Raw genomic sequence first — 15,669 nt, forward strand, 5'->3', positions numbered from 1 at the left:
GGCGCCGGCCCGAGCCGGCCGGCGCCAGGACGCCCATCATCGCCCCGCTCCGATCGAGCGCCGCCGGCGCGGCTCCGTCGTCTGCCCATCCGCTGCATGCTTCGCAGCGGCATCTGCCGAACGCGGCGCACCGTGCTTGCCGTGCGCGCCGGTTCGCCCTTACCGGAGTCGTCCGCATGTCCACTCATCACGCTCAGGCCCTGCCTTCCGCCGCCAGCGACGCGAGCGCGTCGCTGAACCGGCTGCTGTTCCGCAAACTCATGCCGCTGCTGATCGCGGCCTATGTGATCAGCTTTCTCGACCGCACCAACATCGCGTTCGCGAAACATTCGATGGGAGTCGACCTCGGCATTTCTTCGGCCGCGTACGGACTCGGCGCCGGGCTGTTCTTCCTGACCTATGCGTTCTTCGAGATCCCGAGCAACCTGATCATGCATCGCGTCGGCGCGCGCTTCTGGATCACGCGGATCATGATCACGTGGGGCGTGCTGTCGGTCGCCATGGCGTTCGTCAGCGGCGAGACCTCGTTCTACGTGATGCGGCTGCTGCTCGGCGCTGCCGAAGCCGGCCTGTTTCCCGGCGTGATGCTGTACCTGACGTATTGGTTCGGCCGCGAGGAGCGTGCGCGCGCAACCGGCTACTTCCTGCTCGGCGTGTGCATCGCAAACATCGTTGGCGGGCCCTTGGCCGGCGCATTGATCGAGCTCGACGGCACGCTGGGCTTCCACGGCTGGCAATGGCTGTTCGTCGTCGAAGGCATTCCGGCGATCCTGCTTGCGTTCGTCGTGTGGACGCGGTTGCCGGATCGTCCGAGCGCCGCACCGTGGCTCTCTCCGGAAACGGGCCGCGCGCTCGAACGTACGCTGGCCGCGGAGCAGGACGCGGGCGTTGCCACGCACAGCGGGCATGCGTTCGGCGCCACACTGCGCGATCCGCAGATCTGGCTTGCGATCTTCGTGTACTTCTGCCACCAGTTGACCATCTACACGGTGATCTTCTTCCTGCCGGGCATCATCGGTGCGTCGGGACGCCTCTCCCCGTTCGCGGTCGGGTTGCTGACCGCGCTGCCCTGGCTCGCCGCAGCGCTCGGGGCCGGGACGCTTCCGCGCTTCGCGCGCGAGTCGCGTCATTCCCGCCGGATGCTGTGTGCGGGGCTGGTCGTGATGGCGATCGGGATGGTCGGCGCCGCGCACGCGTCGCCAGTCGCGGGGCTCCTTTGCGTGTGCGTGGCCGCGTCGATGTTCTTCGTCGTTCAGTCGATCGTCTTCACGTTTCCCGCGTCGCGGCTCGCCGGTAGCGCGCTGGCCGGCGGACTCGGACTCGTGAATACCTGCGGGTTGCTCGGCGGTTTCGTCGGGCCGACCGTTGTCGGCGCGATCGAACAGGCGACCGGCAATGCGAAGAACGGGTTGACGCTGCTAGCCGCGGCACTCCTCGTCGCGGCATTCGCGAGCCTCGCGTTGCGTCACGGGCACGAGCGGCCCGACGCGCGGTCGCGCGGCTGACATCGCACTGGATTCGGGCTGGCGCGATGCGGGCGGAGCACGCCACCCGCCTCGCGCCTCGCTCGATCAGAACAGATACATTCCCGCGACGAACACCACGCCCGAGAACAGCAGCGTCGTCACGCAATACCCCATGATGTCGCGCACGCCGAGCCCGGCGATCGCCAGTGCGGGCAATGCCCAGAACGGCTGGGCCATGTTGGTCCATGCCTCGCCGTAAGCGATCGCCATCGCAGCCTTGCCGAGATCGGCGCCGAGCGCCTGCGCGGCCGGCATCACGAACGGGCCCTGCACGACCCAGTGACCGCCGCCCGACGGCACCGCGAAATTGATCACGGCCGAGCTCAGGAACGCGAGCAGCGGGAACGTGTGCACGTTCGCGATATCGACGAACCACTTCGTGATCACGCCCGCCAGCCCCGAGTGATCCATCAATGCCTGGATGCCCGCGTAGAACGGGAACTGGATCATGATCCCGGACGCACCGCGCGCCGCGCCGGCCACCGCGCGTGCGTAGGCCATCGGCGTCCGGTGCAGCAGGATGCCGGCCGCGAGGAACGCGAGGTTCACGGTGTCGATGTCGAGCGCGAAGCCCTTCTGCACGAAACGCAGCACGAGGAAAGCCGCGCACAGCGCCGCGACGAAGATCGACAGCAGCCGGCTTTCCTCCATCCGCTCCGCGAACGTCGCATCGGGCCCGAGCTTGCGCTCGACGCTCGGCGGCTCGGCGAGCAGCGCCGGATCGACGCTGACGACGTCGCCCGGCTTCGGCATCATCATGCGCGCGAGAAACGGCAGCATCACGATCAGCCCGATCGTGATGAACGCGTTGTAGCCGGTGAAGATCGTGTCGGACACGGGAATCAGCCCGATGGTCTTCTCCATCGGATTGCCCTTCGTGGCCGCGACGAGCGGGACCGAACCCGACAGCCCGCCGTGCCAGCTCAGGAAGCCCATGTACGCGGATGCGACGAGCAGCCGGTAGTCGCTGCCGGGCACGCGGCGCGCCACTTCGCGCGCCAGCATCGCGCCGAGCACGAGGCCGAAGCCCCAGTTGATCGCGCAGGCGAGCGCGCCGACGAACGCGACGAGCATCACGCCCTGCCCCGGCGTGCGCGCGGTGCTCGCGAGCGCGACGAGCAGGCGCCGCACCGGCGGCGAACTCGCCAGCGCGTGGCCCGTCACGAGAATCATGACCATCTGCATCGAGAACGCGAGCAGATTCCAGAAACCCGAACCCCACATCGTCGTGAGTTGCGCGGGCGTATTCGGCGTGAGGCCGAACGCAAGCGCAAACGTGACGATCGTCAACAGGATCGCGAAAATCAACGGGTCGGGCAACACGCGGTGAACCACCTGCGTGAAGAAGCGGGAAATGCGCTGGATCAACTTGAGCTCCTCGTTTCCTGATAGGGACATCCGCGCGTGTCGTTGTTGGTTGATGCGCGGAAACGCGCGGATTCTTGCACAGAACCGTATCGCTTGCTTTGATGTCCATGCCGATCATTGCGTTAGCCGATATCAGGCCGTCGAGTTCGCCAGTTGGCCGCCGCCAGGTCAGGACACCGGGTGGCAGGTCGATGAACGTGGACGGAACGAGTGACGGACGTCGCGCGAGAACGAGGCGCGAAGGGGGGGCAGAATTTCCGTGTTCAAGGCAGGGTTGAGATTCAGACAGATGATCGAATGAATCGATCCGCATAAAGGATAGCGAACTGGTTCATGGCTGTCTTCCCGTCGTGAGCGGCACGCCCCCAGTCAGCCGTGAAAGGTTCGGCTACCGCCTACAGTCTGAAGAGCGTCCGCCAGCAGGAACGAGCCGTGGCTGAGCAGTCCGAACGAACCTATCAGAGACTGTTTAACCGATGGAAGCAGTCGCGCCGCAAATCGGACAGTGCGCCGATACGGTGGCCGGAAGCGCGGACATAGCGAACGAGCGAAGTACGGCGTGGGGGCTTGTGTATTTCATCCGTCGTGTAGATGATCTTGCGCACGCCCGGAGGGAATGCAAAGAACGGAATCACGCGATCCCATGCATTTCGCCACGCTGCGCCGACCGGCGGGAATTTCTGGCCCCACGGCCCTTCGGCGAACGCATCCAGTTCGGCCTGCGCGGCTTCTGCACTCGCGGCGGTATAAATCGGCCGAATCGCGGCAGCAAGCGATCGGCGATCTTTCCAGCTCGCGTAATCGAGGCTGTTTCGGATCAGGTGGACGATGCAGATTTGCAGCGTCGTGGCTGGAAACACCGCTGCCAGCGCTTCGGGCATGCCCTTGAGTCCGTCGGTTACGGCAATCAGGATGTCCGCCACGCCTCGTGTCTTCAGATCATTGAACACCTTCATCCAGAACTTGGCGCCCTCGGTGCTCTCGATCCACAGGCCCAGAATGTCGCGCGTGCCGTCGGGCAGAATGCCCAGCGCCAGATAGACGGCCTTGTTGCGCACGACGGCGTCTTCGCAAATCTTCACGCGCAGCGCGTCGAAGAATACGACCGGATACATCGGTTCGAGTGGCCGGGCTTGCCATGCCGTAACTTCGGCCATCACCTCGTCGGTCACGGAACTGATGAAATCGGGCGAGACCTCGGTGCCGTACAGCTCCAGCATGAAGCCTTGAATCTCACGCACGGTCATGCCTCGGGCGTACATCGCTACGATCTTGTCGTCGAAGCCCGTGAAGCGTCGTTCGTGTTTGGGGATCAGCAGCGGTTCGAAGCTGCCGTCGTGGTCGCGCGGCACCTCGATGCGAATCGGGCCGTCTTCAGTCAGAACGGTCTTGGCACCACGGCCATTGCGCTGGTTCGTCACGCTGGACGGTTTGGCGCTGCCTGGCGCGTAGCCGAGATGATGATTCATCTCGCCTCCCAGCGCCCGCTCGATCAGCGCCTTCTTGCGCGCGAGCGTCGCGGCATTGATGGCTTCGGCCGTCATCGGGCCGCTGCCGAATTGCTCCAGCAGTTCAGCGGGAATAGTCGGTAGCTCCACCGGCGGGGTCTTCGGTTTGCGGGGCATATCTTCTCCTGAGAAGAATCATATGCCTTGAACACGAAATTACTGACAGGCCCACGCCGGTGCGTTCACCGCAGAGCAACGGCATGGCCGAGTCGTTCGTGAAGACCATGAAGCACAATTACGTCGCCTGTATGGACAAGCCCGACGCGCCAACGGCGCTCTCACGTCTGGCGGCTGCATTTGAGCATTACAACGAGCGTCACCCGCACAAAACTCTGAAATACCGCTCGCCTCGCGAGTTCAGGCGGGCGCGTCATCAACCTAACGGTGTCCGCGTGTCCTGAGTTACAGGGGCAACTCCACTCAGGCGCCAGCCTCCAGCCGAGCTTGCAGTCTCGTGGATTCGAGTCATCGCCTGCTCAACCCAGCATTGACGACATCGCAGTGGGCCTCGCGTCCCACGGATAAGGCGCTAAAGACTTGCTCCTGACTGGGAAGAATCGTGATTGTTCTTGCAACGGAACCGGTACTGGCTAGGCTCCCTCTGCCACGCACGAGTTAACAGCGCGAATCCTGCGGTTGCGAGGTACTCGCGAATATTTGAGATACGATCTTGCCGGCGTCCATTCATCGATAATGAAGCGTTGCATGTGTCAAAGGCGATCTACTGCACGATCAAATTTAAACATTCAACGGGAATCCAAAACACTGCAACACACCCCGTGTTATGTCAGCCAAGGCTTGAGATCAAATGGCAACCACATGTACCAAGATGCCCCTGTCGCGCAATCGGAATACCATGATCCTTGATATTCGGATCGCCCTCTTCGATTACGTTTGGATCAACGTCGGGATGTAAAGGGCACGTTATTTTATCTCCCTTTCTTGCAACCCCCCTTCCATTTATTGCCATAACCCGCGACGCCTCAATAACTTCCCCGCCGTGGTCAGTTGAATCCCCCACTCGAATAGCATTTAGCACACCTCCACCCCTTCGTTAAAAAATATCACGAAATAGAAATCGAGAAACATCTGCCCCCTTGCATCCTAGAAATTACTCAGTTCGGCCAGTCAGTTGCGAACATTCCTTGATTGGCGAAATTTTTCCAACTTGCTTCTCGTACACAATACACAGCGGCTTCTTTGCGCTAGCCGCCAATCTCCGGCCACCACATACGGAATCAGTGGTTATCACTCCACTCTTATCGACACACACACTCCCGGACGGCATAAGATGAATTTCTCTTTGCAAATTTATCCTTCCGTCGGCCACCTTATAAACCCTTCTCCACGATCCATCGGCCTGATCGAAATCAAAGAAATACTCTGCCTTCCCAACATAATCTGCCCCGACGGGCAAATATCCAGCGAATGTTGCCTTACCAGCCTGCAGCGTATAGACATTCATCTGGACATTATCTCCCAATCTTCCAGGATTAATCATAACCAGCGTTACATCAGATTCAGCCAGGTGATCTACGCTCCACTCCGCCCCAGAGCAATTATCTGAATCATCCAACTCCTGATCAATTAATGCATCCGCCTTTCCGCCAACCTTATCACCAGCGAACACCTTAATTTCGGGTCGATCTACCTCACAGACAAATGTAAAAAAAGCATCGCCCGATTTAGCCAAAACAGTGACATCAGATGGACTCGCAGCCAGAACTCCATGCAATTCCGCAAAAAAAAGAACTGCGATAAACAAAAAATTTGATCTCAAGATAAAACCCCCTTAACCCTGTTCGTCTCCGACAACCTTTGAGGAAAATGTGCATCAGCAGGAAAATCCGCCGCTGTAGATGCATGATCCCCTCTAATCTTATTTGTCAAAGTTATTGCATCATCCCTGTCAGCAATACCAAGCAGCGAATTTATCGCCCAAAAAAATCCTGCCGTATCAATGCAAGCATAGGCATCATCCGATACAATATTTGGATTTGAAATTATTGCCGGCCTCAAGGTCGAAATCAATTGAGAAACAGTCGCTGCATTTTGAATCGGCAGCAAATTCTGATGTTGGGCCGGATGATACGGCGGTGTGAACCCCCACCAGCGAGCATCAGTCCACCACACCTCTGTGAAGGAGGATTTTTGCAGCCATCCTCGATAAACAAAATATTTAGAATAATTTCCTCTTCCGGTCAGCTGCTTGAACCCTCTACCCATGAATTTCCCACCATCATTCCACTCCACATTACCAAGCCACCCTTTATAATTCTTGGCTCTTTCATATTTTCTGAAATATTCGAATGGGTCACCATTGTAAAGCTCGGCCATATAACGAAGCTGACCCGACTCGACGGATGCCTGGCCAAAGAAGTGAGACAGCCTGAGTGTAGTCGTCAAACAATATTTAACCACAGCCTTATTGATGTTTACTCGGTACCTCTGAACCGAGCTCGCGGAAGCAGATGGATAAATTTGCTTAAACTCGCCTTCACTAAACCATTTACATTTCATGAGGTGGCGAATAAACTCCGTAGGCGGCCAATGCCAACAATCATCAGCCGCCGGCTTCTCACCTTGAACTTCTTCCCAAAATGCCAAAGCGTGAACATGCCCTTCAAATAACTTGAAATCGTCATCGGACAGAGGTGAACTCAACGCCTCATGTTCAGTCTTTAACCAACCGTAGAGTTCGTCCAAATTGCTAGCAGACCACTCGGTAGAAAATCGACATACCACTTGCGTAAGACGCTTTCTGAGAGCTACATTCTGCAGCGCCCCCACCATTCCGGCGTGGTCAATTTGCGCTTCCCCAGAAGCATCCAGCAACCATTTCCTTAAGGTTGGCGAATCACAAAGATTAGTCTTCGTCGAATCGTCTTGTATAAAATTCCAGCCCGCCCATTCTGGAAAATCCGCATCACTATATGCCTGCACCCCTTGGCCAGAGAGGTTGATCCACCCCTGACCGGCAGGAGTATTCACTTTTCGCCAATGGTTAAAATTCGCACTAGCCTGTTCGTTTATACATCGCCCGAAACGCAACACCTCAAATATTGCGCTGATTGACGGAGGTGTTCCTTGAGAATATTTTTCGCTGATTTTCTCCGATTTCTTATAAAGATGATCTTCATCATCCTGCTCCGGCGGCGTTTCAGCGCAAACTTCCCAACTACCATCGGCGGTACATTGATATGTTGTCAGGGTACATCCCCTGTCATAGCGCATCCGTACAGCAAGCGGACTCGCCGTCTGAGAAACTGCAACCTGCGGTGCCGTTCCACCTAACGAAACACCACCATCGCTCTGAGCAGGATGCGGCTCATTCGAATATAAATTCGCTCCAGCCGGAACATAAAACCAAATGTCCCCATAAATCGCATCAGTGCGGCCCGAACTCCCCACTGGCCCCGGGGTACGTCCGAGTAACTTCGTCATGTTTTGACTGTCGCAAACAATTTCGAAGTGGATGCGCCCCGGCCGACCATACACAATCCCCGGCAAACCTAGCTTGTCCTTGCGGTGTACTTTTTTTCCTGCCGTCAGTGGTTCCACACTTTGCAGATGTATATACACGGAAAAGAAGGTGACCTTTGATTGCTCGCCGTCCCCGATCTCCGTGTCATGCCGAATGACTACACAACCGTCGTCAGTTCGTACGCCGGCATAGTTCAATTCAGGTTTGTTCTTCGTATCCGTGGCACGAACGAAAACAATCGTACCGTCTGCAATCGCTCTAACCGGAAGTAGATGCCCCTGATTATCGACCGGAGCTTCCAGATGCGCTCCGCCGTGCCATCCGAGATTAAAACTGACGGGAAATGCCCCGTTTCCAGGACCACACTCCAGCATAGGGAACGAATCCCGAGCGGGATCGACGTTTGGATCGCTATCAGGCTGAGCCGAATTCACAAAAGGCGGACTAATAATCATGGCGACTCTGTCAGATAAAATTACAGGGAATGGAGATATGTGTTTGCAACTTCGCCCGAAGAAAACGACGGCATAGGTACCTGTTTTGAATCAGCGGTTTCAACGTTCCAGGATGAGCAACGCTCCCTGATCTGTCCTACCGTACCGTTCTCGATACCCGACGAAGTGATGCGAATATACGAGCCACCCACATAGAGTCCAATTTCCTGTGCCGCCGCAATTACAACCTTACCTCCCACACTCTTGATTGAGAGGTCCTTCTGCGACGCCATGTCCAATTCGGCCCCCTGTGCCTGAATTTCCACCCTCCCTTTGGCTGCAAACAGTTTCATCCCAGCGTTCTGCACAAACAGACTTATCTTCTCCGCAACGCTCGCCACCAGCGACTTTCGACTGGCGATAAATGTACTCTGCCCGCTGACGATATTGGTTTGCTGATCGCTCGCGATATGCACCGATTGCGGCGTCGATAACGCAATTCCCGATGGACTTGCGAACAACATGACGGGAGTCTTGAACGCGTTCGCGCTGCCCTTGCCACCGTCTCCGGTCCTGCCACCTGATTGTGAGCCCTGTACGGTGCCCTGAGTCGCGTTGGTAAATGTCTTCAACGCCTCGCGGCCAACACCGAGACTTTCCGCTTGGTGTTGCTGGCTTACCTGCGACATAGCCTCAATGGCACCCTCAGCTCCAGTGAGCTGTCGCTGCGCCTCACTCACATCGAGCTGCTGGCTATTTGCCTGTTTCTGATACGTAGTGACGTACAGCCCCTGCGCGGCACGTACGGCACCAGACAAGTCCGTCTTCAAGTCGAAGCCTGAACCAAGAATTGCACCGCGTGTGTTGCCGTTTTGCTCGATCAGATATCCGAGGTGAAGCAAGCTGTTCCCTGTACTGCTGAACAATCTGGCTCGATTCTGTCCTGTCGCATCGTCAAGGACCATCTCGTTATAACCGCTCCCCGAATACTCCTTCGAACGGTAGCCGGACAAGATGCCATTGCTATGCCATTGCGGCTGAACGCTACCGTTGTAGACACGATGCAGGACTATAGGCCTATCACAATCTCCGCCTATGTAGCCCACTAGGACTTCCTCACCGACTCTCGGAACGTGCACGCTTCCGAAACCGCCGCCTGTGTCTGACTGCGCGACTCTCACCCAGCACGAGGCATTTGCGTTACCTGAGTTCTGTCGGTCCCAAACGAACATGACCTTTACGCGATTCAGTGCATCCGTGTACACCTCTTCGCCCTGCGGCCCAACGACGATTGCCGTCTCTAACTCCATCTCTGGCTTCTTGTGCTCGAACGGGCTCCTATACGGAACCGTCACGCGCTGCGCCTCGACTTCGACTAGATAAAAACCAGCCGAGCCGTCTTCGTGAGTGACGACTTCTCCAGTTTGTTCGAGCTTCGCCTGGGCTAGTTCGCTCTGCAAGCTATACGGAAAGTTCGCTTCGTGATTCGATAACGGCAGGTTGTTCTCAATGTACTGACGCACTTTGATCGCAGTGAATTCTCGCTGCCCGGCTTGATCATGATCGTGCTCAGGATGGCCCGTCAGTATGAATCGACGGCCGGCATCGATAGTCCGAACACCTCCGATACCAAGGAATCGCTTTGCCCTCGACTCCCATTCTTCTAGGTGAATCCTCGAAAGATGCTCACCGCGATCCTGGTTCAAATATGTGTAGGCACCGGTATATTCGTAGACTTCAGTCTGCTCCGGTAAATTTCCTTGACCGGCCATCGTCGGCAACGTCGTACCTTTGGGATTGGCCAACGAGGACGGCGCCTTATAGTCAAACGTGCGCGTCGTGTACACGGTACTCTGCAACGTCCGCGACCCTGCCCATTGCGTAAATGCGCCCGTTTCGCTACTTGTGCCCGACCTCGAGAATCCGACCTGTTTGGGCGAGACCTCATCAAGCGAGTAAATATCGTCGGTCACGACGAACCTATGCGACTTCCCCTCGTTGTCCTGACGCCAAAAGCCGAACAAGCCTTCTTCTTCCATCAATCGATGGACAAAATTCCAGTCCGTCTCGCTCTGACGGCAGTACGAGCGCGAGGGTAACGTCTTCAGCAAGGCGAATTCGAATTGCCCTCGCGCTTGTGGATGCGCATTGAATACATCGGTGAGGATGGCGTCAACGCTCTTGTCCTGCCAGTACCGCATATCGCTGCGGAACTTTAGGAAATGCATCCATGAAGCGAAAGATAATTGGTAACTTGAAAGACTTCCGTCAGCACCAAGTCTACGAGCTGTATGGATGTATCCGTTGATCGGTAAATAAGACTTGTTCGCTTGCTGCAACCAAAGGGTCATCGGCTGAGCGATCAACGTTTTGAGCTCAATATCGCCTGCTGTGGATACCATGTCGAGCGTGACACTGAAGTCACGGCCAAGCTCGGAGTAAGTCACGGCTCGGCGCGGAACAAGCGCGTTCTCCGGCAGCGACGGAATGCTCGTCTTGAGCAGGCGATCTTGCTGGATCAGGCCGCCACGAATCGCCTGAGCCACTTCGGTCATGTTCATGCGTTATCCATCTTCTTGTTTTTTGCAGGCTCAACGGCCTACGCTCTCACGGGAACGGCTTCCCCGTTATATCGCCGCAATTTTAGCGACGTCGACAGGTCATGAGAACGTACCTTGGTCGAGAAAACCACAATATGGTCGGACAAAAATTCATACCCATCTCTCAGGCAGTCGGGTTTGACGTGGCCAGGAGGTGGCGAATCAAGGCTCCCAGTGTCCTCGCTCCATCGCCTCCTCCATCATTCCCAGCGTCAGTGACCGGCCACCCAACGTCTCGCGCGCCTCGGTGCTGAACGGCGCTTTGACCACCGTTGCGAGAAACGACCCGATGCCGAGTTTCGCTGACGGGTAGTAATAGTGGATGTCAAACGCGGACAGATCGATGCCGAACGTCCCGGCCCATTGCCGGACGATTCTGTCGATGTCGCTCGGTTCCAGGTCGAGATCGTGATAAAGATCCGTATCCCGAGACAGTTCGATGCGATCGACCGGCAGCTTTTCGATATCGGTCGCGATGAATGCTTCGAGACGTTTCCATGTGTCAGCCATATAGGCGATCCTCGGGCTTCACCATGCGGTTGTATGCGCCAACCGTGCGATACGTGATCAGCGAGACATCCGTAGCCAGGATCACCCAACCGACTCCGGGAATCGCCCGCCCGACGAATGCGCCAATATTCTGCGTGAACTTGATGCGCAACATGATAAGGCTCGTAAACGAGGTCACGGTCGGCAAAATCCGGTGCTTCAGTTCGTATGGCAGCATCCGCCGCGCCACGACGGACGCGATGGACGTGCCTTTGACCGCGTTCGCGAACTTGCCTCACGTCGGGATAAAGCGCTGTCCCAACAACACCATCGCGATGCCGACGGCATCGTCTACGCCCAATGCCTTGCCGGTCTCTTCGATAAAGATTAGAAAGAGCAAGGCTTCGCGGCTCAAGCCCTCATGAACGCCATACCTGTACGTATTCGCCGTTTTCTCTCAGATGGTTTGAATTTGAACGAGCAGGCAAGACTAGCGTGAGTGGCCAATCGGAAACAGCACGTTCATCGGTCTAGTGCCCCGACGGGAGCCTGTCCGGATGCAATTGATTGATCTCGTACAGCCTTTCCGAAGTGCCTTTCTGCTTGCGATTCCGACCGTTACAGCTTCGTTGATCCGCACGAATGCGCCATCGCAGCGATATGCCTCGGAACGGATGCAGATTGTTAATTCCTGGTGGCTTGCGGACACTGCGTTCCATTGCGCCCCGGCTTTTGCCGCTCGCCCCCGTCAGCGCACCGCCGTCACCGGCGTATTCACGGCCGCAACCGCACTCGCCCGCCGCTCGGCCAGCCGCTGCGCGAACCGGTATGCAACGAGCGAACCGGCCACGGCCAGCAGCATCGGCACAAGGCTGTCGTGATTCGCGCGCGTGAATTCGAGCAGCAGCACGACGGCCGTGATCGGCATCTGCATCGACGCAGCCAGAAACGCGGTCGCGCCGATCAGCGCACAGCCGCCGATCGATGCGCCCGGCCACACGAGGCTCCACAGCCCGCCAAGCACGACGCCGATCAGCGCGCCGTTCGCGAGGCCCGGCGTCAGCAGCCCGCCTTCCGCGCCGGCCCGCAGGCTGCCGGCCTCGATCAGCACCTTCAGCACGAGCAACACGGCGGCGAGGCCGATCGTCAGCGTTCCGTCGAAACCCAGCGATGCCGGGCCCTTGCCGTTGCCGAGCAGTTGCGGAAACCGCATCGCGAGCACGCCGATCACCGCGAAGTTGACCAGCGCGAACACGGGCAGCCGCCAGTCCTTCGGCGCGTTCGCCCGCGCGCGGGTCGTGAGCCGCACGAAGCCGTACGCGGCGAAGCCGAACAGCGGCCCGCAGACGACCGACCACGCAACGAGCGGCGTGCTCAGCACGAACGCCGGGATCGTGTACTGGTGCTCGTTGCCGAGGCCGAGCCATGCGACTGCCGCCGCGATCGCCGACGTCACGACCGCCACGACCAGCGCACGCAGCTCGAAGGTGCCGAGCAGCACCTCGAGCACGAAGACCGCACCGCCGAGCGGCACGTTGTAGACGGCCGCGAGCCCCGCGCCGGCGCCGCATGCAACCATCAGCCGGCAGTCGTCGGGCGTGAGCCCCGCCGCATGGGCCAGCCGCCCGGCCAGCAGCGAACCGATCTCGCGCGGCGCGACTTCGCGACCGAGCGGCGAGCCGAGCGCGACGGTCACGATCTGCAGCAGCGCGTGCACCGTCGTGCTGACGAACGGCATCCGCGGATCAGCCGCGCGCACCGCGCGGCGGATGCTGACGAGCGGCCGGCCGTACCGGTAAAGCGCCCACCAGCCGCCGCCGGGGACGATCCCGCAGACGATCAGCACCGCCAGCCGGCGCAGCGGATCGGCACCCGTCACGCCGCTGAGAAAGCTCTCGGACCCGATCACGTGTGCGACGCCGTAGCCGTACGCGATGTGCTGGATCGCGTGCAGCAGCAGCGCGAGCAGCATGCCGCCGAGGCCCGCGCCGACGCCGGTCAGGACCGTGACGACGGCCAGGCGAGCGAACGGGCTGGCGGGTGGCGAGGACGATGCGGGAGCGGACGGAAGATCGAGGCGCATGAGGTCGGCGAACGGAGATCGAAAGAACGGCGCGCATCACGCGCACCGTCGTCAGGACCGCATCGTAGGCCGGCACCTCTCATGAGACAAACGTATTTTTCGAATTGACTCATGCATTTTATGAATACTCGGCACCGAACAGGCCGTCGCGGCCCGTCTGCCCCGTCAATCCGGGTACGTGATGCGCTCCGGATCGCGCCGCATGATCACCTTCCCGCCGCGGATCGACAGCGTGGCCTTCGCCTGCCGGCGCACGGCTTCGTAATCGCTGTCCGCGTCGAGCACGACGAGATTCGCCGGCCGCCCGACCGCGATCCCGTAGCCGTCGCCGAGCTGCATCGTCGTCGCGCTGTGATCGGTCACGAAGTCTAGGCAGCGCTGCAGATCCTGGTAACCCATCATGTGGCAGATGTGGAGGCCCGCATCGAGCACGCGCAGGATGTTGCCGTTGCCGAGCGGATACCACGGGTCCTTGATCGAATCCTGCCCGAAGCACACGTTGAGGCCCGCGCGGTCGAGTTCCGCGACCCGCGTCACGCCGCGCCGCTTCGGAAACGTGTCGAAGCGCCCCTGCAGATGGATGCTCTCGGTCGGGCACGAGATGAAGTTCAGGCCCGCGCGCTTCAGCAACCGGAACAGCTTCGAGCAGTATGCGTTGTCGTACGAACCCATCGCGGTCGTGTGGCTCGCGGTAACGCGCGCCCCCATTCCGCGCACGCGCGCCTCTTCGGCCAGCACCTCCAGAAAGCGCGAATGCGGATCGTCGGTCTCGTCGCAGTGCACGTCGACGAGGCAGCCGGTGCGTTCCGCAAGATCCATCAGGAAGCGGATCGAGCTGACACCCTGCTCGCGCGTGTTCTCGAAATGCGGAATCCCGCCGACGACATCCGCGCCGAGGTCGATCGCCTGCGCCATCAGCGCGCGGCCGCCGTCGAACGATTCGATGCCTTCCTGCGGAAACGCGACGATCTGCAGATCGATCAGCCCGCGCGCCTCGTCCTTCACTTCCAGCATCGCCTTCAACGCGGCGAGTGTCGGATCGGTCACGTCGACGTGCGTGCGCACGTGCTGGATTCCGTGATCGCGCAGCATGCCGATGGCCGCATGCGCGCGCGTCTTCGTGTCCTCGTGCGTGATCGTCGCCTTGCGGTCGGCCCAGCGTTCGATGCCCTCGAACAGCGTGCCGCTCATGTTCCAGGCAGGCTCGCCTGCCGTCAGCACGGCATCGAGGTGGATATGCGGTTCGACGAGCGGCGGAATCGCGAGACGGCCGCTCCCGTCGATATCGTCGGAGTTCGTCGGCGCGATCGGCGCCGCTTGTGCGTCAATGCGCGCGATCTTGCCGCCGTCGAGGCCGATCGTGAACAGGCCGTCGCGGCCACGCAGGCGTACGTTGAACAGATTCATGTGGGTCCGGTCGTCAGGCGGCCGCGGTGGGCCGCACGTTAAGAAATGGGAATACGGGCGACGCGCGCCGGCATTTACCTGAAATCGTCGATCTTCAGGCCGGTCGCCGCGCTCATCTCGTCGTTCGTCACGTCGCGCACGTGCCGGCCGAAGGTCCACACATGCCGGCCGGGGTCGCGCGCGCGGTACACACGCTCGCCGTAGAACTGGTCGGCCGGCGCTTGCAGGATCTCCGCGCCGGCGGCACGCGCACGTTCGCAATGCGCATCGATGTCCGCATCGTCGGGAAGATGCACGTGGACGTTCTGCGTATTGCGATCGCCCGTGTCTTCCGGCGACGCGATGAAGTCGGCCCATGCGCCGCCGATCATCACGATGCCATCGCCGAACTTCATCTCGGCATGCGCGATCTCGCCGTCGGGTGTGGTCACGACGATGAAGCGTTCGAAGCCGAATGCGCGCTCGAGCCAGTCCAGCGCGGCTTTCGGATTGCGGTAGCACAGGGCGGAGCTGAACGACGGACGGCGGGAGGTGGCCATGAGTTGACTCCGGATCTCGGCATCGGAGTGCCCATTTTCCGCGTCCGCCGCGCGGCGATCAACTCCGGCCTTGGCGGCCCGCGTGTTGTCGATGCGCGACATGCCCCGCTCGGGCAACCCGCGCGGCGCGGCGGACAGCCGGCGAGAACGCCCGGCGAGCGGCCCTTGCGTCGCTTTGTGAAGACGATGTGACGGACTCTTGCGCAACACGCAAAGGAGCGCTCGCACGCC

10 protein-coding genes and 3 pseudogenes are annotated in these 15,669 nt (G+C 59.5%); 2 read left to right on the plus strand and 11 right to left on the minus strand.

The genetic code is table 11. The annotated features are described in order from the left end of the window. The first annotated feature begins 176 nt into the window (after positions 1-176). On the plus strand, positions 177-1,505 hold the full coding sequence (locus tag BLA15945_RS10075) for an MFS transporter (protein ID WP_174992221.1): 1,329 nt from the start codon (positions 177-179) through the stop codon (positions 1,503-1,505). Between the two features lie 66 nt (positions 1,506-1,571). Here the strand turns inward: BLA15945_RS10075 and BLA15945_RS10080 are convergent, their stop codons facing one another. Together BLA15945_RS10080 and BLA15945_RS10085 are read right to left on the minus strand one after the other, a co-directional pair. After that, positions 1,572-2,894: a TIGR00366 family protein gene (locus BLA15945_RS10080; protein ID WP_174992263.1), complete on the minus strand. Its 1,323-nt coding sequence runs from the start codon at positions 2,892-2,894 to the stop codon at positions 1,572-1,574. Positions 2,895-3,175: 281 nt separating this feature from the next. After that, positions 3,176-4,519, minus strand: a pseudogene (locus BLA15945_RS10085) (IS256 family transposase). Positions 4,520-4,572: 53 nt separating this feature from the next. Here BLA15945_RS10085 and BLA15945_RS10090 point away from each other — a divergent pair. Further along, positions 4,573-4,803: pseudogene (locus BLA15945_RS10090) on the plus strand (integrase core domain-containing protein); the annotation flags it as partial. Between the two features lie 386 nt (positions 4,804-5,189). Here BLA15945_RS10090 and BLA15945_RS10095 read toward each other — a convergent pair. From BLA15945_RS10095 to BLA15945_RS10135, 9 genes and pseudogenes are all read right to left on the minus strand, one after another. Further along, positions 5,190-5,441 (minus strand): PAAR domain-containing protein, encoded by a 252-nt coding sequence (locus BLA15945_RS10095; RefSeq protein ID WP_174992222.1) that lies wholly within the window; start codon positions 5,439-5,441, stop codon positions 5,190-5,192. A 72-nt stretch (positions 5,442-5,513) separates the two neighbouring features. Then, on the minus strand, positions 5,514-6,167 hold the full coding sequence (locus BLA15945_RS10100; RefSeq protein WP_174992223.1) for a hypothetical protein: 654 nt from the start codon (positions 6,165-6,167) through the stop codon (positions 5,514-5,516). Between the two features lie 11 nt (positions 6,168-6,178). Then, complete coding sequence (locus BLA15945_RS10105) at positions 6,179-8,341, minus strand: M23 family metallopeptidase (protein WP_174992224.1); 2,163 nt, start codon at positions 8,339-8,341, stop codon at positions 6,179-6,181. A gap of 20 nt (positions 8,342-8,361) precedes the next feature. After that, the gene (locus tag BLA15945_RS10110; RefSeq protein WP_174992225.1) at positions 8,362-10,881 is read right to left on the minus strand and encodes a type VI secretion system Vgr family protein; all 2,520 of its coding nucleotides are present in this window, start codon (positions 10,879-10,881) and stop codon (positions 8,362-8,364) included. 201 nt (positions 10,882-11,082) lie between these two features. Beyond that, a complete protein-coding gene (locus tag BLA15945_RS10115) occupies positions 11,083-11,430 on the minus strand; it encodes a DUF1493 family protein (RefSeq protein ID WP_174992226.1) in 348 nt (115 codons plus the stop codon). After that, a pseudogene (locus BLA15945_RS38020) lies at positions 11,423-11,824 on the minus strand (STM2901 family protein). The gene BLA15945_RS10115 and the pseudogene BLA15945_RS38020 overlap by 8 nt, the downstream one beginning before the upstream one ends. Positions 11,825-12,157: 333 nt before the next feature. Then, positions 12,158-13,492, minus strand: a complete 1,335-nt coding sequence (locus BLA15945_RS10125; protein WP_174992227.1) for a chloride channel protein — start codon at positions 13,490-13,492, stop codon at positions 12,158-12,160. Positions 13,493-13,657: 165 nt separating this feature from the next. Next, a complete protein-coding gene (gene codA / locus BLA15945_RS10130) occupies positions 13,658-14,899 on the minus strand; it encodes a cytosine deaminase (protein WP_174992228.1) in 1,242 nt (413 codons plus the stop codon). 74 nt (positions 14,900-14,973) lie between these two features. After that, on the minus strand, positions 14,974-15,438 hold the full coding sequence (locus tag BLA15945_RS10135; RefSeq protein WP_059240642.1) for a VOC family protein: 465 nt from the start codon (positions 15,436-15,438) through the stop codon (positions 14,974-14,976). Between the last annotated feature and the right edge of the window lie 231 nt (positions 15,439-15,669).

The sequence above is a fragment of the Burkholderia arboris genome (genome assembly GCF_902499125.1).
In the GTDB taxonomy this organism is placed as follows: Bacteria; Pseudomonadota; Gammaproteobacteria; order Burkholderiales; family Burkholderiaceae; genus Burkholderia; species Burkholderia arboris.